The organism is Myxococcus sp. CA056 (genome assembly GCF_013336715.1).
Taxonomy (GTDB): domain Bacteria; phylum Myxococcota; class Myxococcia; order Myxococcales; family Myxococcaceae; genus Myxococcus; species Myxococcus llanfairpwllgwyngyllgogerychwyrndrobwllllantysiliogogogochensis.
Genome location: NZ_JABUMT010000002.1, coordinates 91,494 through 115,017, shown reverse-complemented (window position 1 = coordinate 115,017; position 23,524 = coordinate 91,494). Strand labels below are relative to the sequence as shown.

Here is a 23,524-nt window from a genome sequence, read left to right as displayed (position 1 = left end):
GTACTGGGGGAGGCGCCTTGGGTGCTTGCTCCGTTCCGCCAATTCCTTTGACCAAAGGCGACAACATGAGCTCTCCGGCGACCATGTTGACGAGCTGGGCGCTGGCGCTCCACCGCACGCTGGAGCTGCGTGGCGTGGACTCGCATGCGCTGTTCGTGCAGGCGGGACTGAACCCGGGGCTGCTGGGAGACGCCAACGCGCGCTATCCGCAGGAAGGGATGACTCGGCTGTGGCGGCTGGCGGTGGAGCGCTCGGGAGAGCCGGCCATTGGACTGGCGATGGCGCGGCAGGTGAGTCCCACCACGTTCCATGCGGTGGGCTACCGGCTCAATGCCTCCAGCACGCTGCGCGAGGCCTTCGAGCGACTGGTGCACGCGGTGGCGCTGGTCTCCGACGCGCTCCGGCCGGCCTTCACCCGGGATGGGGACTGCTATCAGGTGATCCTCTACGACGGGGGCGAGGGGCCGCACCTGTGCGAGGAGGAGACGGACGCGGTGGCGTACCTGCTCGTGCGCTTCTGCCGGGTGGTGTACGGCAAGGAGCTGTCACCGCGCGAGGTGCTGCTGCGCCGTCCGGAGCCCTCGGACCTGACGCCCTACGCGAAGCTGTTCCGCTGCAAGGTGACGTTTGGAGCGAACGCGGACGTGCTGGTGTACGAGCGGCCACCGTTCGAGGTGACGTTGCCGGGAGCGAACCCGGAGCTGGCGCGCATCAATGATGAGCTCATCACCCGGCACCTGGCCCGGCAGGCGGGGCAGGACGTGGTGGCTCGGGTGCGCGCTGTGCTGCTGGAGTTGCTGCCCCAGGGAGAGCCGTCGCAAGAGAAGGTGGCGGAGCGGCTGCATATGAGCGCGCGCAGTCTTCAGCGGCGACTGGTGGACTCGGGCTCGGGGTTCCGCGAGCTGCTCGCGGAGACTCGCCGGACGCTGGCCCTGTCGTATCTCTCCGAGCCGGGGCGTTCGGTGAGTGAGATTGCGTATCTGTTGGGCTTCTCTGATGTGAGCACGTTCACCCGCGCGTTCCGGCGGTGGACGGGACAACCTCCGAGCCGGTTCGGGATGCCGGCTCGGGCGCGCTCGGGTTCGTGAGAAGGACTCATTCGACGAAGGCACCCTCCGTCGCGCGCAGCGCGGCGAAGAGGTCCCGCTGAACCTCGCGAAGCTCCTTCGGGATGCCATGTGCCATCGGCGCGAGGAGCCAGAGGGGTGGCCCCGCGTCGAGTTCCCTCTCGAACTGGAGCCGGGCGTCTCCGTGCGCGAGGAAGGCCGGGAGCGCGGCCCGTCCCAGGCCAGCGGAGCACGCATCGCGCATGGCCAGCAGTGAGCTGCACGTCACGGCACCCGGTACGTCCTTGGGGACCTCGCGCCACCAGCTCATCGAGGCCCTGGCGCGCAGCTCAACGCTCGGCTGCAGCCAATCCGGCGCACCGCTTCGTGCGCGATAGACTCCGACCTTCAACCGTCCAAGCCGTCGACCGCGCAGCGCCCCGCTCGGGTTTTGACCGGGACGCAGCGCGAGGTCCACCTGACCCGGCAGCAGCTCCAGTTCGTCGTCACTCACGAGCACCTCTACCGCCTGCACGGGCCTGGCCTTCGCGAGCGCGAGGAACAAGAGCGGGGCCAGCACGTCGCTCGTCGTGATGACCACGGTTCGTTCCCGGCCCCGTCTCTCCGCCCCTACGAAGTCCTCGATGTCCCTCGCGGCCACGCGCATCGTCGCGGCCCGCTCCGCGATTCGCAGCGTCAGCGCGCTCGGCACCAGGCGCGCGCCCCTCGCGAACAGAGCCGTGCCGAGGCGTGCCTCCAGCGCCGCGACCCGCCTCGACACCGAAGAATGTCGGAGCGACAACTCGCGTCCGGCGGCCTCGACGCTGCCAGTGCGAACCAGCGCCTCGATGGTCTGAAGCTCGTCCCAGGAGATGTGCATTCTCGCACATCTTCTGTGCGTCCATCCGGAGGTGTCAAACGAGCCGGGCCGGGCTAACTCCTTCACCGCGCATCCCAGCGCGGGAGGAGACGAACATGGGCAGACACCGGGACACAGGGCCCGCCCCTTTCAGGGCAAGGACGTCGATGCGCTCCTCCCGCTCAACGCCGACGCCTCGCTTCTCGCCGCCGCTGACGAGGCCCACGTCGTGAAGCTCTCACGTCGCACGTTCGTCGCCGGAAGCGCCGTGGCCCTCTCCGGTTGTCACACCGATAGGAACCTGCCCATGCCGCGCCTCGAACACCGCACGCTCGCATCGCTGCCTCGCACCACGCTTTCGTGGCTCTCGCTCCGGGACCACTTCGTCGCGACGGTGGGACCCCACTCCGGCCAGGGTCGACCGCTGGGGCCGCTGCTCGTCCTCGCGGATGCGACATTCGCGCCGAAATCGCGGTTCCCGCTTCACCCGCACGAGGAGATGGAGATCCTCAGCATCGTCGTGGACGGGACGCTCTCGCATCACGGAGACCAGGCGCACGGCGCGACGATGGGACCGAGGACCGCGCAGTTGATTTCCGCGCGGAGCGGGATGATGCACGCCGAAGGAAACGACACGGACCGGCCGACGCGGATGCTCCAGTTGTGGTTCCGGCCACACACCTACGGCGGCCCCCCTGCCTACTACTCGCGCCAGCTCTCGGATGACGGGCGTCAGCTCATCGCGGGCGACGAAGGGATGCCTCTGCGCGCCGACGTGCGGGTCTGGTGGCTCCCGCTCGTCGCGGGCAGGCCCGAGCGGCTGACGCTCGACCGCGCCCGTAACGGATACCTGCTCGCGACGACGGGACCGCTCCGGGTGGAGGCGCTCCAAGGAGGCTCGGGTGTGGACCTGGCGCTCGGCGAAGGCGCCGTGCTCGGCGAGGGCGCCGTCACCGTGACAGCGGACACCGCGAGTTCGGCGCTCTGGATTGACCTTCCTTGAGGCGCTGGCTCCGAGGTCTCGTGGTGGCCCTCCATCAACGAGGCCTGAGCATGAGTGCTCGGCCTGCATGCGGAAGTGGGTGGACTCGGGCTCAGCGGGTTGGCAGCTCGCGGAACGTGAGGCCGTCGAGTTCCAGGCGGAGCACGGCGTCTTTGAACCGCTCCGTGCCGATGACCATGGTGGCGAAGTTGCCCAGTCGGAACAGGTCCAGGTCCGTGGGCAGGGTGGCCGCGTCCAGGATGGGCTCGTCGGGCCATCGGAGACTGAACCGGTCACAGGTCGGGCACGGCGGTGGATGTCCTGGCGGCATGCAGTCGGGATGAAGCCGTCCTCGAGGAGCCACCTGGAGTTCCAGCAGCTCGGGCGGGGCCTTCTGGCGAAACCGCAGCTCCGTGCGGCAACCGAGCAAGCCTCGCAGTCCTTCCGCCTGAAGGAGCTCCAGTGCTTCACGGCGCATCAGCAGGCGAATGCCTCCCAGCCAGTCAATGGACCCGAAGCTCCCAGAGGCACGCCCCACCAGAGGTCCGAAGGTTGTCCCAGGAGGAAGGGACACGTCTGGAGGCACCAGGGGACGCACCAGCTCGCGCAGGCGCACGAACTCAGCGAAGGGCTCGGGCCTGGGCCTTTTAAACTCGTCGTGCTCTGGGAGCCCGGAGAGATCGACGGACGGGTAGTCGTGCCCCACGGAGCTCCAGGTCGCGCCACAGGAGTGGCATCGCAAGCCAGGCAGCCCCCACTTGTGGCTCCCATCCAGCTCGTTGCCGTGCTTCGCCATTGCGGCTTTGTCTTCGTCCAACAAGAAGAAACGGCTCATGCGCACCTACGCTCCTGGGCGGGAGTAGTACGGACGGATAGGACCACCCATCAGCTCAAAGCGGTGGATAAGCTCGCCCGCGTGCCTGAAAATCTCTTCGGGAGAGGCACCACTGTTCGCCTTCCGGAATGCTCGCCACGCATCGTTCCAGGCACCTCCACGCCCCGTGCCATCATGGATGCGCCGGTGGACGGAGAGTGGAATGGGCATCGTGTAGTGATGAATCTTGACACCCTGACGCTCGAACCACACTGCCAGATCTTGAGACTGAGGGAAGATGTGGTGCTTCTCCCAACGCCCCGGCGTGAGCTGGCGTGACGGAGGGGTGACTCGGTCCGGAGCACCGTTCCAGTTGGGGAACGTCATGACGGAACCCGGGGGAAGCTTCTGCGCCCCACCCCAATTCCTCCGAGGCCCACTGCCCGGTGCCGCCGCTGCAGCGGGTGGGCGCGACGGCGGGAAGCGCGCCAGTTCCACTTCTACAGGCGTGTCCTCGCAGCGATAGAAGCCGCAGGTGTCACCCAGGCACAGCAGGGTTACACACTGTCCTCCTCTGGTGCCTGACACTCCAGCTCGGCCTCGTCCCAGGCCTGCTGCACGGGTGGCTTTTCAACCGTGGAACAGCCCAGCCAGGACACCGCGACCAACGCAAGCCATTGGACGTAAGGGATTCGCATGGGCCAAGCCCATCACGTCCGCGCCATCACCGGGAAGCGATTGGCTCCCGCGGGCAGCGAGAGGTTGCGCACGAAGAGGTCCGCCTCCATGTCCTCGCCAATCACTTCCGCCCCAGGCCACCACCGCTCGGGCGTGAAGCCGAACTGGACCGCCTTCACGGGCTCGTCCACCAATCGTGACAAATGCGGACGCAAATCGAAGCCCTCTCGCGCGAACACATCCTCGATGTAGAGCGTGCCGTCCTCGACGCCCGCGAAGACCCACGCGTCCTCGCTCAGCTTGCGCAAGGGCCGCGCGAAGTTCGCCGCCGCGTACCAGGTCGCGATGTGTCCGTGCCGGCGCGCACCGAAGCGCTCCGTCACCGGGACGCCCTCCTCCGCCAACGCGACGAGCCTCGCCCGCACCGACGCCTCGGACACATCCAACACCGGCGCGGGCTCCCCCCTCGGCGTCACCTCCAACGTGACTCCGAACAACGTCTGCTCCCGGGGCTCAAAGCCAAAGCGCGGATAGAAGTCGAGCACCTTCTTGTTCGCGAACAGCACCACCGGCGCATCACCACACGCGTCCATCGCGGCCTCCATCGCCACCCGCGCCAGGCCCTGCCCCCGACGCTCGGGCACACACCCCACCGCGCCCAATTGATAGCCGACCACCTCGCGCCCCTCCACGCGCAGGCACATCCGCATCACGGAGGCATTCGCCACCACCCGGCCCTCGTCCACCACGCTGAACGCGCGGTAGTCGTCCGTCCACTCGCCCCAGGCGCACCAGCGGCGGAAGTCCACCGTTCGGAAGACCTGGGGCACGTACTCACAGAAGGCGGCTTGCAGTTCGGGAACACGGTGGTCGATGACCACGACTCGCGGAGACTTCGACATGGGATGCATGAACATCACAAACGCACGCGTGTTGGGAAATTCCCGCACGGCACCGCGTCGACCCGGGACGCAGGCGCCTTCCGCGGGAACGCAGGCCGTCGCCGCCCGCGTGCGATAGGCAACACGCCCGGCGAAGCCAGACCCGCGTGCGATTTCAACCCCCGGGATTCACTGACAGGACGGCACTGGCGCGACGGCTGCACAGGGCCGCCCTCGCCACCCCCCACACAAGGAGCCGTCACATGTGCACCGACTTCCTCGTCGTCGCCTCGGACAAGAGCGTCGTCAATGGCCGCAGCATGGAGTTCGGCGTCGACCTCGACTCGAAGCTCCTGGTCCGAGCCCCCGGTGAGAAGTTCGTCTCCCCTTCCCCCAAGGGACTCAACGGCCTGACGTGGACGACCACCTACGGCTACGTCGGCCTCACCGCCAAGGGCAGCCTCCCCATCATGGTCGACGGGCTCAACACCGCCGGCCTGTCCACCGGCAGCCTGTGGCTGCCCGAGTCCCGCTACCCCAAGGTCACCGACAACGCCAAGGCCCTCACCCTGGCGCAGTTCCCCGGCTGGCTGCTCGGCAACTTCGCCACCGTGGCGGAGGTGAAGACCGCCCTCCAGGAAGGCGAGGCCCAGGTCTGGGAGAGCGACTGGCTGGCCCAGTACCTCCCCCTGCACTTCCCCATCCACGACGCACAGGGCAACAGCCTGGTCGTCGAGTTCCTCGATGGCGAGATGCACCTGCACGACAACCCCGTCGCCGTGCTCACCAACGCGCCGCCCTTCCCCGTCCAACTCCAGAACCTGCGCGACTACGTGGGCCTGTCCCCCTGGGACGCGAAGCGGGTGGAGCTGGGCTCGGAGACCTTCGCCCAGCCCGGCCACGGCAGCGGCCTGCGCGGCCTGCCCGGGGACCCGATGCCACCTTCCCGCTTCGTGCGGGCCGCGTACCTCAAGCAGTTCGCCCGGCCCGTCGCCAACGCCACCGAGGCCACCAGCCTCGCCTTCCACCTGCTCAACACCGTCGACATCCCTCGCGGCACGGTCCGCTCGCTCGATGAGAAATCCCTCAAGGAAGAGGACGACTACACCCAGTGGACCGTGGTCAAGGACCTCACCCACACCGTCCTCAACGTGCGCTTCTACGAGGACCTGCTCATCTACTCGGTGAACCTCAAGACGCTCGACTTCAAGGGCGCCAACGGCAAGACGTTCGCCGTGCCGACGAGCCCCGCATCCATCGACATCACCTCCAAGCTGACGACCTGAGCCTCGGACGCCGTATCAGTCCCAAGCGCTGAGAAACGCCGTGCGACAGGCCCGTCCCCGAGACTTCCGGGGGCGGGCTGTTTCGTGTCAGGATTGAATGTGCAACTGGTGCACGCGTCGATGCGCCACTCCGCCGGGCTTCCCCAGCGCGGACCCATTCCCATCCTAGGAGCAAACCTCATGAAGCGGCTCATCCAGGGACTGTCCCTGACGTCTCTGTGTCTCTCGCTGGTGGCCTGTGGCTCGAGCAAGTTCTACACGCTGCCCGTCGCGGCGAACGATGCCTCGGCGACCAAGACGTCCATCGGAGTCTGTGCCCTGGAGAGTGGCCTCGAGTCGCATTCCGTGGACACCACGGCCATCGCCGTCACCTACGATGCGACCTCCACGATGTACTACCGTTACAATGGTAACGACGCGTACACCTTCCAGGTCTCCGTGGACGACAAGCAGGTTCCTCCGGCGGAGTTGGAGACGAAGCTCACCACGGTGCGCAAGAAGGGCGAGGAGCTGTACCTCTGCGCCCAGGACCGCATCAACCCGCGCTTCGTCGCCGCCCCCGCCCATGAGCCGTCCCAGACGAACGTCACCATCAACCTGAACGCCCCTGGCGCGAACTCGGCGGACACCGTGTCGGCCGGCGCGTCGGTGTCGACGAACACGAACACGGCCTCGGCCACGACGACGTCCTCCTCCGCGTCGGTGAACCTGAGCGAGGGAACCTGCGCCCGCGCCGTGGACTGCTATGCGCGGCTGGCCAAGACGGTCTGCGAGGGCGCGCAGGACTGCAGCTTCAAGGTGGAGATCTCCGGCAACGACGAGACGGGCTGCCGTGACGCGCTGCTCCGCGTCCCGGACCTGCTCCAGCCGTTCAAGATGATTCGCCCCAACCTCTCCGCGCCGGCCGTCTGCCGCGCCGAGTAGTCCCCAAAGACAACCCGCCTCCGGCGCCGTGCCGGAGCGCGGGCGACAGCGGCCTCCGGTTTCCCAACCCGTGAGGCACGCGGAGTGGACTACCTTGGGCCCCCTCGCCGTGAGCCGAGGCGGGACGGGGTGGTGCCATGAGAGCGACACGCGGACATGTGCTGCTGGGGCTTCTGGTGCTGGTGGGGCTGACGGCCGCGGGCATCGCCGGGGTGACGCTGCGCTATCGGGCCCCTCCGGCTCCCGCCCTGGCGTGGCTCGTGGGAGGGCTGCTGCTCGCGACGTGGAGCGCTCGGGCCTTCTGGAAGCGCGACGCCGACGGCGCGGCCAAGCTGCTCTTGTTCTGTTTCGGGATGCCCGCGGTCGTACTGGGCATCTGGATGGTGGCCTCCTCCGACTTCAGCGGACTTCCTCCTTGGCTCGCGTTGGGCTGCGCGGCGGTGACCACGTTCATCGGGGTCCGGATGTGGAAGGACTGGCGGCGGGCGGAGGTATTGCCCAACGTGCTGCTCGAATGGGCGCCGGCCGAGGACATCCTCGAGGTCGACGGCGTGCACTTCGCCGTGAGACTGGCCGTGACGGAAGAGGGGTCCGCGCCGCTGGAGCTGCACCTGATGGCGCAGGGGTGCGTGGACGCGGAGCGGGCGCTGACGCTGAAGCTGTCCGGGCCTCCCGAGTCGCGGCTGCGCTATCCGCGAGAGACGACGGTCCACCTGGAGGCGGGAGAGGTGGGCCTGCTCATCGTGCCGCTCTTCCCGGTCCCCGGGGCCCCGGCGCCCGGCAAGCTCTCCCTGCAGCCCAGTGCCCGAGGTCCCTCGGCGCCACGCCTGCGTCACTGGCGCGCGCGGCGCTACGAGGGGCCCCTCCATCCCGCGATGCGAGTCCTGGGCCTGTTCGCGGGCATCCTCGCCTGGGGTGGCGGGATGCACGTCGAGGTGGCGGGGGTATCGGAGGGGAAGCCTCCTCCACCCCAGCTCCCCGAGGCGCGCTGGAAGGTGCTGTGGCGGCCGGGCGCGGAGGAGATTCAGCAGGCCCGCGCCGCGGCCTGAGCGACAGGCTTCAGTGGATGCGCAGGGCCAGCTTGCCCAGGTGGTGCTTGCCCACGGCCTCGTGCGCGCGAGTGACTTCATCCAGGCGGTAGACCTTCGAGACCTCGACGTGGAAGGGGCCGGACTCGATGAGGCTGTTGAGGCGGCCGAGCACCTTGGGGTTCGCCTCGCCGTTGTAGGCGGTCGCCTTGACGCCCTCGGGGCCCTTGGGCGCGGGCTCGACGCCGTTGGGGAACGCGATGTGGCCACCCTTCTTCACGACGGCCTTGAGCAGCTCGTTCACCTTGTCTCCGCCCGCGAGCACCAGCGCCGCGTCGAGGCCGTCCGGAGCGAAGTCCCGCACCGCCTTCACGACGTCGTCGGAGCGGCCATCCACGGCCTTGTCCGCGCCGAGCTTCTTCATCAACTCCACGCCGTCCGCGCCCGAGGCCACCGCGAGCACCTTGGCTCCGAGCCGCTTCGCCAGTTGCACCGCCAGGTGCCCCACGCCGCCGCTCGCGCCGTACACCAGCAGCGTGGTGCCCTGGCCAACCTTGAGGGTGTCCTCCACGCCTTGGAGGGCCGTGATTCCGTCCGCCGCGAGCACGCCCGCCTGCTCCGCGCTCAGCCCCTTGGGCACGGGCGCGGTGTCCGCGGCCCTCACCGCGGTGTATTCCGCGTAGAAGCCTCCCTTCTCGTTCAGGAAGCCGAAGGCGTAGACCTTGTCGCCGACCTTGAGGTTCTTGACGCCTTCGCCCAGGGCCACGACGGTGCCCGCGCCATCCGTGCCAAGCACGTATGGGAAGGAGGCCTTGCTGCCCGGCTTGTAGCCTTCCATCTCGCCCGCGCGCTCGGCGGGGTCCCACTGGCCGATGCCGGCGGTCTCCACCTGGATGAGCACCTCGCCGGGGCCTACCTGGGGAACGGGGACGGTCTTGGTGCCGAGAACTTCCGGTCCGCCGAAGCGGTCGATGGCGGCGGCCTTCATCTGAGAGGGAACGGAGGTCTTCATGGAAATGACTCCTCGCGGGCGGAGGTCCCGCGCCGGACAGGGTTCCTCCGCAGGCTGGTCATGGGTGGGAGGAATTGCAGAGGAAGCGACGAAGCCCCAAGCCAGGGCCCGCCCTCACGCCCGCCACCCTGGCGCGGGAGGACACCAGGCTGGCGTACAGTCGCGCGGCGGATTTTCCCCGAAGATTCCGGAGGTGGAGATGTCGTCGCGAACGAAGCTGCGCTCGCTGCTCGTCGGTGGTGTCCTGCTGCTGTCCTCCACCGCTGGCAGCGCGAGCGCTCCGAGCGTGTCGCTGGGAGGAGTCGAGCTGCGCGTCTTCGACCGGCAGAAGGGCTCCATCGTCACGGTGGAGGAGGCCTCGGACCCGTATGGGATGAACGTGGACGCGCTGCTGCTGGTGAAGGTGCAGGGCAAGTACGAGGGGGACAAGCCGCTGAAGCTGAAGCTCGTGGTGAGCGCGCCGAAGGAGGAATCGGAGGCGGGTGAGCGGCGCGCGTGGAAGGTGACGCAGACGCGCGAACTGCACGTGCTCGCGGAGGGCGGCGTCACCGTGGTGCCATTCCTGATGCCCTACGAGTGCTCCTCCACCGTGAAGGTGGTCGCCACGCTGTCGGGCCCGGGCGTCAACGGGAGCAAGAAGCTGGACACCGCGTTTCCGTGCGCGGAGTGAGTTGCCTCCATGCGCCGCCCACCCAGAGGCATGCGCCCTTCAAGGTCGGTTTTGCGAGGGGTATCCAAGACAACCCCTCGGATTGCGGCGTGTCAGACCGAACCGGTAGCTTGCATGCATGCCGGACATCCGACTGCCCGCCGAAGCGAAGTTCAAGACTGAGCTGGAAGCCCTCGCCGCCCATGACGACAAGCCCCGCCCTCCTGGATGGGCGCTGTCGCCTCGCGCCGTGGAGACGTACATCCTCGGCGGGTCCAAGCCCGTCGGCGGCGTGACGATTACGCCCAAGTACGTCGGCGACAAGGGACTCATCCAGGTCTGCATCGCCACCCTCGCCTCGGACCGCGCGCTGATGCTCGTGGGCGAGCCCGGCACCGCGAAGAGCTGGCTGTCCGAGCACCTGTCCGCCGCCGTCAGCGGCACCTCCGCCCTCATCGTCCAGGGCACCGCCGGCACCAGCGAGGACCACCTCAAGTACTCGTGGAACTACGCGCTGCTGCTCGCGCAGGGCCCCACGCCCGAGGCCCTGGTCCCCTCCCCCGTCCTGCGCGCCATGCGCTCCGGCAAGTTCGCCCGCTTCGAGGAAGTCACCCGCACGTCCCCGGAGATTCAGGACGCCCTCATCTCCATCCTCTCGGAGAAGCAGGTCTCCATCCCGGAGCTGGGCGAGGTGGTCAGCGCCCAGCGCGGCTTCAACCTCATCGCCACCGCGAACACGCGGGACAGGGGCGTCAACGAGATGAGCGCCGCCCTCAAGCGCCGCTTCAACTTCGTCACCGTCCCCGTGGTCGAGGACCTGGAACAGGAAATACAGATTGTGACGAAGCGCGAGGCGGAGCTGCGCAATGACTACCAGGTCGGAGTGCCGCCTCCGGAGGAGCTGTCGCGAATCCTGCTGACGCTCTTCCAGGAGCTGCGCAAGGGCGTGACGAAGGACGGCAAGACGAAGGTCCGCACCCCGGGCGCCGTGCTGTCCACCGCGGAGGCCATCAGCGTGCTGTTCAACAGCTCCATCCTCGCGGAGCAGTTCGGCGGCGGGAAGGTCACCCCCCACGAGCTGGCCGCGTCACTGGTGGGCGCCGTGGTGAAGGAGCAGGAGGACGACGTGAAGGCCCTGCGCGAATACATGGAGACCGTCGCCAAGGGCCGCACCGGCGCGTGGAAGGACCTGTACTCCGCCAGCAAGAAGCTCCTGAGGGGCTGATGGACCTGGACCTGCTCTCCCGGGTGCATCTGTTCCCGGTGCGCCACCACTCGCCGCGCACCACGGCGGTGCTCGGGCGCTGGCTGGAGCGCGTGAAGCCGGAGGTCGTCCTCATCGAGGGGCCTTGCGATGCCTCCGACCTGATTGACGTGCTGTGTGACGCGGAGACGAAGCCGCCCATCGCGCTGCTCGGCTACCGCACGGATGACACGCCGGGCTCCGCGCTGTGGCCCTTCGCGGACTACTCCCCCGAGTACGCCGCCCTGCGCTGGGCGAAGGTGAATCGCGCCCGCGCGCTCTTCATCGACATCCCCGTCGGCGTCAGCCTCGGCATGGACCGCCATGACGAGACGGCCGGTGTCGAGAGCGAGGAGGTCCCGGAGGGCGAAAGTCACGAGCACCTCCATGACGAAGAGCCGCTCACGGAGCGGTTCGCCCGCGAGCAGGGCTACCGCTCCTTCGAGGAACTGTGGGAGGCGCTGTTCGAGGCGCCCGACTGGACGCCCGAGGGTTTCCGCCCCGTGCTGCTCGCCTGGGCGGACGTGCTCAACGCGGGGCCTCGCCAGGACTACCACCGCTGGCGCGATGCGTTCATGGCGCGCAAGGTGCTGGAGGTGGTGGCGAGCGGCGTCGCGCCGGAGAAGGTCGCCGTGGTGGCGGGCGCCGCGCACATCGCGGCCTTCCTGGCCCGGGACGTGGAGCCCGCGCTGGAGGCGAAGCTCCCCAAGGCGGTGCCCTGCGCGGTGACGGTGATTCCGTACAGCTTCCCCCGGCTGTCCGAGCAGCTCGGCTACGGCGCGGGCAATCGGGCGCCGCACTTCTACCAGAAGGCCCACGAGGCCCAGTGCGACTTCCGGCGCGCGACGCTGGAGGTGCTCATCGACTTCGCCGCGCACCTGCGCATGCGCGGCTTCACCGCGTCGCTGTCGGACGTGCTGGAGGCCTACCGACTGGCGATGACGCTGGCGGACTTGCGCGAGAAGAGCGCTCCAGGACTGGACGAACTGCGCGAAGCCACCGTGGCCACGCTGTGCCGGGGCGACGCGACGCATGTCGACGCGTTCCTGTGGAAGAGCGTCGTCGGTCATCAAGTGGGACGGGTGGCCAGTCGCATCGGCAAGAACTCGCTCCAGGCGGAGTTCTGGCGGGAGCTGGACACGCGCCGGCTGCCGAGCACCGACAGCGCGGAGACCTTCACGCTGCGCCTCAACAACACGGTGGAGGTCGGCTCCTCGGTGTTCCTCCACCGCCTGCGCGTGGCGGGGATTCCCTATGCGACGCTCGCGGCCACGGGACAGCAGCGCGCCTCGCCACAAGAGGCTGGCGGACAGGCGGCGCTGACGCGGGTGCGCGAGTCGTGGCAGGCGCAGTGGACGCCGTCCACGGACGTGGCGCTGGTGGAGAAAATCGTCCTCGGCGACTCGCTGGAAGCCGTGACGACCCGCGTCCTCCAGGAGCAACTGGACGCGGCGAAAACCACGGGCGCCGCCGCGGACGTCCTGTTGGAGTCGGTGATTACCGGCTGCCCGCAGACGATGGCCGCGGCCCTGCGCGCCTGTGACACGCACGCGGCCACGGACGTGGACCTGCCCTCGCTCGCCTCGGCGGCGCGCGCGCTGTCCGGACTGGTGGCCTATGGCACCTCGCGCGCGCACACGGACGTGGGCGACGAGGCGGTGGCGGTGCTCTGCCAGAAGACGTACTCCCGCGCGCTGCTGCGCGTGCGCGAGGCCTGTGCCTGCGCACCGGACGCCCTGCCTTCCGTGGTGGAGGCGCTGCGCACCCTGCACGAGGTGGCGCTGGCCCAGCCGCTCGCGGACAAGGCCGGCTGGCTGGCGGAGGCCCGCGAGCTGATGGACAGCACCACCGTGCACCCGGCGACGTCGGGCCTGGCCACGGGCCTGCTGTATCTGGCGCACGAGCTGAACGAGGCGGAGGTGGCGCTCATCGTCGGACTGCGGCTGTCGCTGGCGGTGGCTCCCGAGGAAGGCGCGTCCTGGATGGAGGGCTTCCTGGGCGTCAACGCGCTGGTGCTGGTGAAGAACCGCGAAGTGGTGAAGGCCCTGGACGACTTCCTGACCAGCATCGACCCCGAGCGCTTCCGTCAGACCCTGCCGGTATTGAGAAGGGCACTGGGCGTGCTGGGTACCACCGAGCGCCGCTACCTCATGGAGAACGTGGTGGCGGTGCGGCAGCTCGGAGAAAAGGGCCGGGCCGTGAAGACGGTGCTCGAAGAGAAGGACACAGCGAAGCTCAAGGACATGAGCGCCGAGCTGGGCAAGGTGCTCGACGACCTGGACGACCTGCTATGAGCGTGGACCCCAAGGAACTGGCGGAGAAGGACCGGGATGCCCTGCTGCGCTGGCGGCTCGCGCTCGGCCCGACGGCGGAGAAGACGGGAGCCTGTCCCTCGCTGCGAGCCCTGAGCACCCAGGCGGGCTCGGTGGGCGTGGGCGGCGGAGACCTGGAGGCGTTGGATGACGCGCTCTCCTTCGTCTACGGGGAAAAGCGCGCGAGTTCGTCCGGCTCGCGCCCCTACATCCCCGAGTGGCTGGGTGCGCTGCGGACTTTCTTCCGCGACGACGTGATTGCGCTCGTCCAGAAGGACGCCATCGAGAAGAAGGGGCTCACCCAGCTCCTCTTCGAGCCGGAGACGCTGCCCTTCCTCGACAAGAACGTGGAGCTGGTGACGACGCTGGTCAGCGCGCGCGGGCTCATCCCCGACGAGGCGAAGGCAATTGCCCGGCAGATTGTCCGCGAGGTGGTGGAGGAGCTGCGCAAGAAGCTGGAGTCCTCCGTCCGCACGGCCGTGTTCGGCGCCCTGCGCAGGGACAGGACGAGCCCGCTGCCGATTGCGCGCAACATCGACTGGAAGCGCACGATTCGGCAGAACCTGAAGGGCTGGGACGCGGAGCACAAGCGACTGGTGCCCGAGCGTTTCTACTTCTGGCCCAACCAGCGCAAGCATCACGAGTGGGATGTGACGCTGGTGGTGGACCAGTCCGGCTCCATGGCGCAGAGCGTGGTGTACAGCTCCGTCATGGCGGCCATCTTCGCGTCACTGGATGTGCTGCGCACGCGCCTCATCCTGTTCGACACGGAGGTGGTGGACATGACGCCCCTGCTCACGGACCCCGTGGAGGTGCTGTTCACCGCGCAGCTCGGCGGCGGAACGGACATCAACCGCGCGGTGGCCTATGCGCAGGCGAACCATGTGCAACGGCCGGAGAAGACCCTCTTCCTGCTGATTACCGACCTCTATGAAGGCGGTGACGCGGAGGAGCTGGTGGCGCGGCTGCGTCAGTTGGTGGACTCGCGGGCGAAGGTGCTGTGCCTGTTGTCGCTGTCGGACGGAGGCAAGCCCACGTACGACCACGCCATGGCGGAGAGGCTCACCGCGCTGGGCATTCCCTGCTTCGGGTGTACGCCCAAACGACTGGTGGATGTGGTGGAGCGGGTGATGCGCAACCAGGACCTGACACCGCTGCTGACCGCCGACAAGGAGACACACCATGGCTGAGCCTCGCAAGGTGGCTGCCAGCAGCGGAGGGTTGACGGAAATCATCGGAGACCCCTCGGAGGTCGCGAAGGGCACTCGCATCTTCGACGACAAGCAAATCACCCACCTGTCCCGCTTCGAGAACCGGCTGTTCGCGGATGCGCTGGGCTCCGGGGCGTCGCCCTACAAAGTGTCGCTGGTGTTCGGTGACGGGCGTGAGGTGAAGGGGAAGTGCTCCTGCGTGGCCGCGCGCTCGCGGCCCTTCTGCAAACACGCGGCGGCGCTGCTGGTGGCGTGGGCTCGCGCGCCGGAAGCCTTCGTCACCACCGATACGGCCCCGGCGGGCGCGGGAGGCCCGGCGAAGAAGAGCGTGAAGAAGGGCAAGACGGAGACGGGCGAGCTGATGAAGGCGGGCGTGGCGCAGGTGTCCACGCTGGTGCGGGAGCTGGGCCTGTCGGGCGTGACGTCCCTGTCCGAGGACCGCGCCGAGCAGGTGCGCGCCCTGGGTGAGTCGCTGCGCGCCAATGGCCTGCGCCGGCTGGCGGCCCGCACGGTGGAGGTGGCGGCCCTGCTGGAGCAGGCGGCGGCGCGGACGGGCACGTTCGAGCCCCCTGTCTTCACCGACCTGGTGGCGGACATGCTGCTCACCGCGCGCAAGGTGGAGAAGCACCTGGGCGGTGAGCCCCTGGAGGACCGCTACGTCGAGGAGCTGATTGGCAAGACGTGGACGAAGAAGGACCGGGCTCCCATCGAGGGGCTGACGCTGGTGGAGTACGCCTTCACCACGCGCACCACGCCCGACAACTTCCTCGTCCGGGAGAGTCGCTTCCTGGAGCTGGGCACCGGAGCCCACTACACGGAGAAGCAAATCCTCCCCGCCTTCCTCAAGACGGTGGAGCCCAAGAAGAGCCACGCGGGCGTGGTGCTGGAGGAGGCCAAGGGTGGGCAGTACCCGGGCTTCCCGCCTCGGCGGCTGGACCTGGAGGACGCGAAGTCGACGCATCCACAGGACGACTCGGCGCTGCGGCTGTTGGTGAAGATGGCGCTGCCGGACGTGGGGGCGGCACTGGCGGCCTTCCAGGAGCACCGCAAGGACGTCTTCGCGCCGGAGCTGCTCCCCGTGGCGCTGCGGGTGCAGACGCTCCTGGCGAGCGGGCAGCGCTCACAGTTGGTGGACTCGGGAGACCGGGGGCTGTTCCTCCCGGCGGACTCGCGGCTGGAGGAGCCCTTCGCCGCGGCACTGGAAGGGGCCACGTTGAAGGTGGTGCTGGGGGACGTGGGGCTGGAGGCGGCGCTCCCCACGCTGTTCCCGCTCGCGGTGGTGGTGGAGACACCGGAGGGACTGGAGCTGCGCGGACTGGGGCTGCGGGAGGCAACGGAGGAGCCCACGCGGCGTCGGCGTCGTCGGGCGAAGCCGGAGGCGCCGGTGGCGGTGCCTCGCAGCGGATGGGCGGACGCGGCGCGCGAAGCGGGGGCGTCTCGCGCGGCCATCGCCCTGGCCGAGGTGCGGGATGAGCTGGCGGAGAAGTTCTCCAACGGGCTGTCCTCGCTGTCTCCGCGCGCGGTGGAGCCGCTGGTGGCCCGACTGAGGGAGCTGGGGCTGGAGAAGCCCGGAGCGCTGCTGGAGGCGCTGGCGCAGCGTCCCGACGCGGCGGAGCGGCTGGATGACTTCGTCAAGGTGTACCAGGTGCTCGGCATCGCCCTGGTGCGGCTGGCGGGGGCGGCGCAGGTCCAGGGGGACACGTTGGAGCCAGTGCCCACGCACCCGAGCATCCACATCCGGAAGCCCGAGGCGCCGCTGCCTCCGGGTGAGGCGCTGTTGAAGCGGGCTCGAGGAGAGCTGTCTCGTTACGAGGCCGCGGCCCATGCGGCGCACTACTACGCGAGCCTGGACGCGGACTCGCTGCTGGAGTCCCTGTATCCCGCGTGGAGCGACGGCGCGGCGAGCACCTTCGTGGCCCGGGCGGTGGCGGCACGTCCGAAGGAGCGCGTGCTGGAGGTGGTGAAGCAGGCCCTGTCCGAGCATCACAGCCGGATGGTGCGCCGCACCGCCATCCAGGTGCTGGGGCAGTTGGAGGTCCATGCGGCGCGAGTGCTGCTGGACGGCATGACACGCAAGGGCCACGACGCGGGCCTGCGGCTCCATGCACGCGAGGTGTTGAACGATGTGCAGGCCCGGGAGACGGGGCCCGCGTCCATCGCGGCGCTCGCGAAGGTGCGACAGGGGAGGATTCGGCCGCTCGCGCAGCGGGCGCTGTCGGAGCCGACTCGGGAAGCGCGGCTGGCGGCGGTGGATCAGCTCGAGGGGTTGGGGCTCACGCAGGCGTGGCCGGTGCTGCGGCAGGTGTTCTACGGAGACCCGTCGAACGAGGTGCGGAGACGCGCGGCCATGGCCCTGGCGTGGCTGGGGGACTCGGAGGTGCTGGACAAGTACGTGCACAGCGTGGAGGCGCGCGACACGGACGACGAGGAGGCCAAGACGGCGGTGTACGCGCTGGGGGTGCTGGGTGACGTGCGCGGCGCGGAGACACTCCTGGCGGCGTTCGTCGACGGGTGGAAGCCGGGCGTCGTGTCCGACTCGCTGAAGACCTTCGGGCTGGCGATGCTGGAGCCGGCCGTCCGATTGGCGGAGACGCGGCCGGAGGCGATGGAGCGACAAGCGCTGCGCAACCTGTTCGAGCGATTCCCAGCGGACGCGCTCTCGAAGGTGCTGCTGGCCCATGTGGAGGCAGCGCGCGCGCACCCCGAGCGGCTCACGCGCTTCGGGACGTACCTGAAACTCGCGAACGAGAACATCCACGGCGCGGGCAAGGTGGTGGCGGCGGCACTGCTCGACATCCCCGATGCCGCCGGGGACAAGACGCTCTCACGTCAGGCGAAGAAGACGCTCGGGGTGAAGACCTAGCCGCGACGCCGTGCAGGCCAACACCGCGCCGGGGCGCGCACTCAGTCCCCGGCGCGAACACCGCACAGCCCCAACTCACCCCACGCGTGACGACACGTGCGGTCTCACCAGCGACTCCAGGAAGGAGCCGAGCGCGGCGTTGACGAGCGCGGGCTCCTCCACCGTGGAGGAGTGCCCCCCGCGCGGAAGCCGCGTCAGCCGCGAGCCCGGAATCAACTGGTGGAGCCGTTCGGCCTTCGCCGGAACAGTGGCCACGTCCTCTTCCCCCACGACGATGAGCGTGGGCACGCGGATGTTCGGCACCTCGTGTGACACCGCGTTGCGACGGATGACACCGTTCACCGCGCGCCAGATGTCCCGACGGTTCTCCAGCAGCCGCGCCCGCCACAGCGCCCGCTCCTCCGCGCGGTTCGGGTCCGTCAGGAACGTCCGGCCAAACATGATGCGCATCACCGGGTCCACCACCGGCCGCAACCCCGCCATCCGAGCGATGAGGTTGAGCAACGTGTAGCGCGGCACGTTGGCCAGCGGCTCGGCGTCCGCCGACGTATCCAGCAGGCTGAGCGAGCGCAACAACTCCGGCCGGCGCGCCGCGATGCGCATCCCGATGAAGCCTCCCATGGACAGGCCGACGAAGTGACACGGCCCCAGGTCCAGCTTCTCCATCAGCCCCACCGCGTCCAGGTACAGCGTCTCCATGTCGATGGTGCTCGCCTCGGGCACCGCGCTGCGCCCCTGCCCCCGGTGGTCATACGCGATGCAGCGATAGCGACTCCGCAGCGCATCCACCTGCGGGTCGAACAGCCGCGAGCTCCACAACAACCCATGGCTGAACAGGATGGGCTCACCCGAGCCACCCGTATCCTCGTAGTGCAACTCGGTTCCATTCACGGTCAACATCGGCATGGCGGTTCCCTCCCCACGTCCCGCAGGATAGGCCAGCTCGTGACGCGACACGGCACCCGTCTTGCCGCGGTGCGCCGGCTGTCGACTCGCGGACGCCGTGGGAGAACGGACGTGCCCGGGTTACCAGAGCCCCTGGGCCTGGAGCAGGGCCCCCATCTGTCCGGGGGCGGCGGCGCTGGCGGTGAAGAGCCGCTCGGCGGCCTCCGGCGACGGGTCCTCCCAGGTCAGCAGGCCCGTGTCCTCCTCGCGACGACACACCACCAGGCTCGCGCGCACGTGCTCCGCGGACTCGAAGGCGAGCAGGTCCATCAGCACGGGACTCTGGCTGGTGAAGAAGCTCTGCCGCCCCTTGAGCGGCTCCACGCTGGCCCGCACGAGCTGGGGGTGGAGGGAGTGGGCCACCTCATCCACGACGACCACCGCGCGCGCCCGGGCCAGGTAGTGCTGGAGGGCGAGCAGGCGCTTCTGGCCATGACCCAGCTGACGCGCGGAGACCCGCGTGTCTCCGGGGCCCAGGAAGTCCAGCTCCAGGCCCCCGAGCGTGAGGGATTCGTACTTGCCCTCGGGCGACGCCTCCAGGGGAACGAGGCTGGCCTCCGCGGAGGTGAAGCCGAGCAACCGCGACGCGTCGCGAAGGAAGGGGACGGCGTCCGACGGGACGACATACCGCGCGGAGCCCCACTGCGCCGCCGCCAGCCGCCGCAGCCCGTCCAGCAGCGCCTCCGACGCGAGCCCCGTGCCCGTGGCGAGCACACCCTCCGCCCGCCGGGAGAGGCGCAGCTCCACCTGGTAGAGCTGCTCGAAGTAGGCGAGCCCCTCGTCGAAGCGGCTCAGCCCCGCCAGGGCGGACACCTCGCGGGCCATGGCCAGCAGCGGCTCCACCGTGGCCGTGCCCTCGCCCGTCTTCTCCACCCAGGCGATGCCTCCGGACATGAGGACCAGCCACAGCCGGCCGGCGACCTCGGGAGCCAGTCGCTCCTGGACGACGAGCGAGGTGTCACCCTCGCGCGAGACGGTGACCTGGAGCCCCTCGCGACGGATGACCAGCGGCCACGCCATGTCGCGCGGCGACACGACGATGTCCATGGACAGCCCGGAGCCCGCGGGCCCGTCCTGGGGCATCACGGGCACGTTCCGAACCCGCACCGTGATTCGGCCGGTGTCCGCGCTCAGCGCGTACTCCAGTTCGAAGGGCTCCAGGGCCATGGCCGTGAAGTCCGAGCTGGCGACGGCCGCGAGGAGGTCCAGGAGCAAGGTCTTCCCCGTGCCGTTGCGGCCCAGCAGCACGTTGAAGGACGGACTGAACGACAGCCGCGTGCCGGGGTTCACGGAGCGGAACTGGTGGACCTGGAGCCACTGGAGCTTGAGCATCGTCCACCAGCCTCCCCCTCGGACACGCCAGGGTCAACCCTGCCTGTGACACAAAACGCTACTCTCGGAGAAGTCAATCAACACCCATTGTGAACAATTCTTGAGACAGTCAGGCTGCTGGTGCAACGCATTGACGGAGGTCACTCATGTCCCCGCAGCCGCGCCTGATTCGTTTCACTTCGAGGATTTCATTGCTCGCGCTCCTGGCCGCCCTGGGTGCCGTCACCTGGAGCACGCCAGCCCAGGCGCGGACGCCAGGGGGCGTCATCGGCGTCGGGTATTACGACCATCAAGGCCCGCCGCCCTGGGTCGATACGGCTTGCAAGTACACGGCGGTCTACAAACCTTGTCATTGCCCGCCCCCTACCGTCGCCAACTTCGACTCCGCCATGGGCTGTTCCAACGAGAGCCAGGCGTGGGCTGACAGGGACGCGCTGAACTCCTGTACCAACCTCTGTGCGAGGGCGGCCAAGGACTCGCCGGGGGCCGGCAACGGCAACAACAACGGCGGTGTCGCGGGACGTCCAGGGGGCTCGACGAATGGCGGCATCTCGCTCGGCGGCGCCGGCACCCTGGCGGCCCGGGAATCGGGGGGCTATGTGGGGTACGTCCCCTTCAGCCTGGAGCCCATCGGACACGCCGAGCAGAAGGAGCATCTGGCCGAGGCGCTCGTGGAGGCCACCTCCGTCCCCTGGGTCTTCCTCGAAGGGATGGGCGAGTCCATCCAGTGGGAGGACCCGAAGGGCGCGGCGGCCTTCGTCCAGGCCTACTGGAGCGACCGCGGCACGCCCAACCCCATTGGCCACTGCAAGCACTCCCTTCAGGTCTCCTGTCCTCTCCAGGATGTGAAGCTCGGTGACAGCCTTCAGGTCTGCTCGGGGGAGAGCGACGAGGACGCCCAGAAAATCGCCGAGACGAGCTGCGCGCCGCTGCGCTACGACGCGCTGAGCCGCTCCTGGAAGACCTGGGGCCTCTTCGGCTACCACCACGAGGGCTCGTACCGCGCGCCGACCGCGACGGTCCTCGCCGTGGGTCCCCAGCAGTTCCTCGGCTTCGTGCCCTCCAGCATGGAGGCCATGGGCCCCTCCGAGGACTGGAGCAAGCTGGCGGACGAGCTGCTGGAGCGCACGGAGGGCACCAGCGTGTGGCTCGCCGGACCGCCGGAGTTCTACTCCGCCAAGGAGTAGCGACCCACCGGCCGCGCCCGCTCCGCGGCTCGCACGCGGGGCGGAGTGACGGCCCGCCCAACCCGGGAGGACGGCCCAGTCCCGCCATCCCCGGGAGCCCGGCTTGTCACGACAGGGCGCGACAGGCAGGCTCAGGGCACTTCCGACATGCGCCCTGCTCGTCCCGCCCTGCTCGCCCTCGTCCTCCTCGCATTGCTTGGCACGGCCGCGGGAGTCACCTACGCGCTGCGCCCCCCGGCCTCCACACCGGCCACCGCGAGCGCCTCCCCTCCCACCGCGCCCAAGCCCGTGGCCCAGGCCACGCCACCGCCCGCCGAAGTGAAGGACGGGCACCCGCCGCGCGGCGTCTACGCCGGCGCCGAGGCGTGCGGCGAGTGCCACGAGGACGAGCACGCCGAATGGAGCAAGGGCTGGCACTCGCGCGCGCTGTCCCCCGCGACGTCGAAGTTCGTGGTGGGCGACTACCGCAAGAACACGCACTTCAAGGGAGACTCCAGCGAGGCGTGGATGCGTCGCGACGGTGAGCACCACTTCATGCGCACGAAGGGCGCGGACGGTCAGCTCGCGGAGTTCCCGGTGCAGTGGGTGGTGGGCGGCAAGCGCATGCAGGACCCCGTCACGGTGCTCGCAGACGGTCGCTGGCAGGTGCTGCCCGTCTACTACCACGTCACCGGCAAGGGCGAGTGGGTGGACTACTCGGAGACGAAGCAGGGCGCGCTCACGCCGGACCACCCGTTCTTCTGGGCCAACTTCCGTCGCAGCGCGCAGCACGCGTGTCTGGACTGTCACGTCACCGGACTCGACGCGCGCCACGACCGCGCCACCCACACGTGGACCACGCGCTTCACCGACGCGGGCGTCGCGTGCGAGAGCTGCCACGGGCCCGGCGCCAGGCACGCCGACACGCAGGACCCCAAGGACATCGTCCAGCCGTCGAAGCTGTCCTCGGAGCTGGGCTTCGCGGTGTGCGCGCAGTGCCATGGCCCGCGCCGTCCCCTCTTCCCCATCCTCGACCTGGCGCACCGCTTCCAGCCGGGCCAGAAGTATGAGGACTTCTACCAACCCATCGTCCTCTTCGTGGGCAACGAGCGCTCCGGCGACTACTTCACCGACGGCCGCCCCAGCACCTCCAGCTTCGAGTACCAGGCCCTCATCCAGTCGCAGTGCCACCTGCAGGGCAATGCGACCTGCCTCACCTGTCACACCGCGCCGCACGAGCCACACGCGCCCAACGAGCTGAACCTGCCGGAGAAGACGGCCGCGAAAATCTCCGTGGGCTCGGCCACCTGTCAGCAATGCCACGCGGACCTGTTCGCCGCGGGCGCGAAACACTCCAAGCACACCGGGCGCGCCGCGCAGGACTGCGTGGCCTGTCACATGCCGCCCGTCGTCTCCGGCGTGCTCGACAAGTTCGCGGACCATGCGCTCGACGTGCCCGCGCCGAAGAACACCACGCGCCACGGCATCCCCAATGCCTGCAACACATGTCACACGAAGGAGACGCCGGAGGCCATGGACCAGGCCCTGGCGAAAATGTGGCCGGACTCCGCGAAGCGGCAGGAGCGGCGCGTGCGCCTGGCGGACGCCTTCGACGACAAGACCGCGGACACCAGCCGGCCCGCGCTGGAGGCCGTGCTCGCGGACACGAAGGAAGCCGCGTCGCTGCGTGGCGTGGCGGCGAAGGTGCTCGGGCGGCGATACAAGCGCGAGGCCGTGCCCGCCCTGCGCGCCGCGCTGAAGGGGACGCAGGACAGCCTGCTGCGCGCGGACGTCATCGAGGCGCTGGGCGCCGTGGGAGGCAAGGAGGCCACCGAGGACCTGGCGGCGCTGCTCCAGGATGGCTCCACGTGGGTGCGCCAGTCCGCGGCGCTGACGCTGGCGAGCTTCGGCGACGCGCGCGGCACCGCGGCCGTGGAGGCGCTGGCGTCGCGGCCGGAGACCTCCGGGCTGGTCCAACCGCACATCATGCTCGGGCAGCTCGCCGTGCGTCGGAAGGACCTGACCACCGCCATCCGCGAGTTCGAGCGGGCGTTGGATTTGCAGCCCTACAACGCCGACGCGCTCGTCCGCCTGGCCGACCTCTATGTCGTCCAGGGACAGGTGGAGAAGGGCAAGGAGCGGCTCGAGGACGCGCTGCGCTTCGACCCACAGAGCCGCGCGGCGAAGCAGCGTCTGTCCATGCTCAAACAGGGTCGCTGAGCGGAGGACGCGAGCCCGCGGGCGCTCCATCCACTGCTGAGCAGGCTCTCGTCCCTTTTGTCAGACAGGCGGG

At 69.2% G+C, this 23,524-nt stretch carries 18 protein-coding genes and 1 pseudogene; 12 read left to right on the top strand and 7 right to left on the bottom strand.

The window, feature by feature from the left end; translation table 11 throughout:
- Window positions 1-65 precede the first annotated feature (65 nt).
- A complete protein-coding gene (locus HUA76_RS08190) occupies window positions 66-1,088 on the top strand; it encodes an AraC family transcriptional regulator (RefSeq protein WP_174458202.1) in 1,023 nt (340 codons plus the stop codon).
- 7 nt (window positions 1,089-1,095) lie between these two features.
- On the opposite strand, the gene HUA76_RS08185 is transcribed toward HUA76_RS08190, so the two are convergent.
- On the bottom strand, window positions 1,096-1,926 hold the full coding sequence (locus HUA76_RS08185) for a LysR family transcriptional regulator (RefSeq protein WP_174460512.1): 831 nt from the start codon (window positions 1,924-1,926) through the stop codon (window positions 1,096-1,098).
- Window positions 1,927-2,134: 208 nt separating this feature from the next.
- Here HUA76_RS08185 and HUA76_RS08180 point away from each other — a divergent pair, with 208 nt between their 5' ends.
- Entirely contained in the window at window positions 2,135-2,908 is a 774-nt protein-coding gene (locus HUA76_RS08180; RefSeq protein ID WP_371823448.1) for a pirin family protein, read from the top strand.
- Window positions 2,909-2,999: 91 nt separating this feature from the next.
- On the opposite strand, the gene HUA76_RS08175 is transcribed toward HUA76_RS08180, so the two are convergent.
- The 3 genes and pseudogenes from HUA76_RS08175 to HUA76_RS08165 form a co-directional block, all read right to left on the bottom strand.
- Window positions 3,000-3,722, bottom strand: a complete 723-nt coding sequence (locus tag HUA76_RS08175) for a double-CXXCG motif protein (RefSeq protein WP_141643046.1) — start codon at window positions 3,720-3,722, stop codon at window positions 3,000-3,002.
- A 6-nt stretch (window positions 3,723-3,728) separates the two neighbouring features.
- A pseudogene (locus tag HUA76_RS08170) lies at window positions 3,729-4,399 on the bottom strand (TIGR02269 family lipoprotein).
- Window positions 4,400-4,411: 12 nt separating this feature from the next.
- Window positions 4,412-5,281, bottom strand: a complete 870-nt coding sequence (locus tag HUA76_RS08165; RefSeq protein WP_174460511.1) for a GNAT family N-acetyltransferase — start codon at window positions 5,279-5,281, stop codon at window positions 4,412-4,414.
- Between the two features lie 242 nt (window positions 5,282-5,523).
- On the opposite strand from HUA76_RS08165, the gene HUA76_RS08160 reads away from it, so the two are divergent.
- The 3 genes from HUA76_RS08160 (at window position 5,524) to HUA76_RS08150 (ending at window position 8,519) form a co-directional block, all read left to right on the top strand.
- The gene (locus tag HUA76_RS08160; RefSeq protein ID WP_174460510.1) at window positions 5,524-6,546 is read left to right on the top strand and encodes a linear amide C-N hydrolase; all 1,023 of its coding nucleotides are present in this window, start codon (window positions 5,524-5,526) and stop codon (window positions 6,544-6,546) included.
- A 180-nt stretch (window positions 6,547-6,726) separates the two neighbouring features.
- Complete coding sequence (locus HUA76_RS08155; protein WP_254614102.1) at window positions 6,727-7,470, top strand: hypothetical protein; 744 nt, start codon at window positions 6,727-6,729, stop codon at window positions 7,468-7,470.
- A 137-nt stretch (window positions 7,471-7,607) separates the two neighbouring features.
- Window positions 7,608-8,519 (top strand): hypothetical protein, encoded by a 912-nt coding sequence (locus tag HUA76_RS08150; RefSeq protein ID WP_174460509.1) that lies wholly within the window; start codon window positions 7,608-7,610, stop codon window positions 8,517-8,519.
- 10 nt (window positions 8,520-8,529) lie between these two features.
- Here the strand turns inward: HUA76_RS08150 and HUA76_RS08145 are convergent, their stop codons facing one another.
- On the bottom strand, window positions 8,530-9,510 hold the full coding sequence (locus tag HUA76_RS08145) for an NADP-dependent oxidoreductase (RefSeq protein ID WP_174458198.1): 981 nt from the start codon (window positions 9,508-9,510) through the stop codon (window positions 8,530-8,532).
- Between the two features lie 199 nt (window positions 9,511-9,709).
- Between HUA76_RS08145 and HUA76_RS08140 the strand changes: the two genes are divergently transcribed.
- The 5 genes from HUA76_RS08140 to HUA76_RS46240 all read left to right on the top strand — a co-directional run bounded on the left by HUA76_RS08140 (window position 9,710) and on the right by HUA76_RS46240 (window position 17,788).
- A complete protein-coding gene (locus HUA76_RS08140; protein ID WP_141643041.1) occupies window positions 9,710-10,180 on the top strand; it encodes a hypothetical protein in 471 nt (156 codons plus the stop codon).
- A gap of 118 nt (window positions 10,181-10,298) precedes the next feature.
- A complete protein-coding gene (locus HUA76_RS08135; RefSeq protein WP_141643040.1) occupies window positions 10,299-11,384 on the top strand; it encodes an AAA family ATPase in 1,086 nt (361 codons plus the stop codon).
- Entirely contained in the window at window positions 11,384-13,696 is a 2,313-nt protein-coding gene (locus tag HUA76_RS08130) for a DUF5682 family protein (RefSeq protein ID WP_174460508.1), read from the top strand. Before HUA76_RS08135 ends, HUA76_RS08130 begins: the two co-directional genes overlap by 1 nt.
- The gene (locus HUA76_RS08125; protein ID WP_174460507.1) at window positions 13,693-14,904 is read left to right on the top strand and encodes a VWA domain-containing protein; all 1,212 of its coding nucleotides are present in this window, start codon (window positions 13,693-13,695) and stop codon (window positions 14,902-14,904) included. Before HUA76_RS08130 ends, HUA76_RS08125 begins: the two co-directional genes overlap by 4 nt.
- A complete protein-coding gene (locus tag HUA76_RS46240) occupies window positions 14,897-17,788 on the top strand; it encodes a HEAT repeat domain-containing protein (RefSeq protein WP_174460506.1) in 2,892 nt (963 codons plus the stop codon). Before HUA76_RS08125 ends, HUA76_RS46240 begins: the two co-directional genes overlap by 8 nt.
- Before the next feature lie 75 nt (window positions 17,789-17,863).
- Here the strand turns inward: HUA76_RS46240 and HUA76_RS08115 are convergent, their stop codons facing one another.
- Window positions 17,864-18,694 carry an alpha/beta fold hydrolase gene (locus HUA76_RS08115; RefSeq protein WP_141643036.1) on the bottom strand — a complete coding sequence of 277 codons (831 nt, stop codon included), beginning with the start codon at window positions 18,692-18,694 and terminating at the stop codon, window positions 17,864-17,866.
- Window positions 18,695-18,814: 120 nt separating this feature from the next.
- Window positions 18,815-20,065, bottom strand: coding sequence for an AAA family ATPase (locus HUA76_RS08110; protein ID WP_174460505.1), 1,251 nt, complete (start codon window positions 20,063-20,065; stop codon window positions 18,815-18,817).
- 146 nt (window positions 20,066-20,211) lie between these two features.
- Here HUA76_RS08110 and HUA76_RS08105 point away from each other — a divergent pair, with 146 nt between their 5' ends.
- Together HUA76_RS08105 and HUA76_RS08100 are read left to right on the top strand one after the other, a co-directional pair.
- Window positions 20,212-21,252: a hypothetical protein gene (locus HUA76_RS08105; protein WP_174460504.1), complete on the top strand. Its 1,041-nt coding sequence runs from the start codon at window positions 20,212-20,214 to the stop codon at window positions 21,250-21,252.
- A gap of 147 nt (window positions 21,253-21,399) precedes the next feature.
- Window positions 21,400-23,451 carry a HEAT repeat domain-containing protein gene (locus HUA76_RS08100; protein WP_174458190.1) on the top strand — a complete coding sequence of 684 codons (2,052 nt, stop codon included), beginning with the start codon at window positions 21,400-21,402 and terminating at the stop codon, window positions 23,449-23,451.
- The last annotated feature ends 73 nt before the right edge of the window (window positions 23,452-23,524 follow it).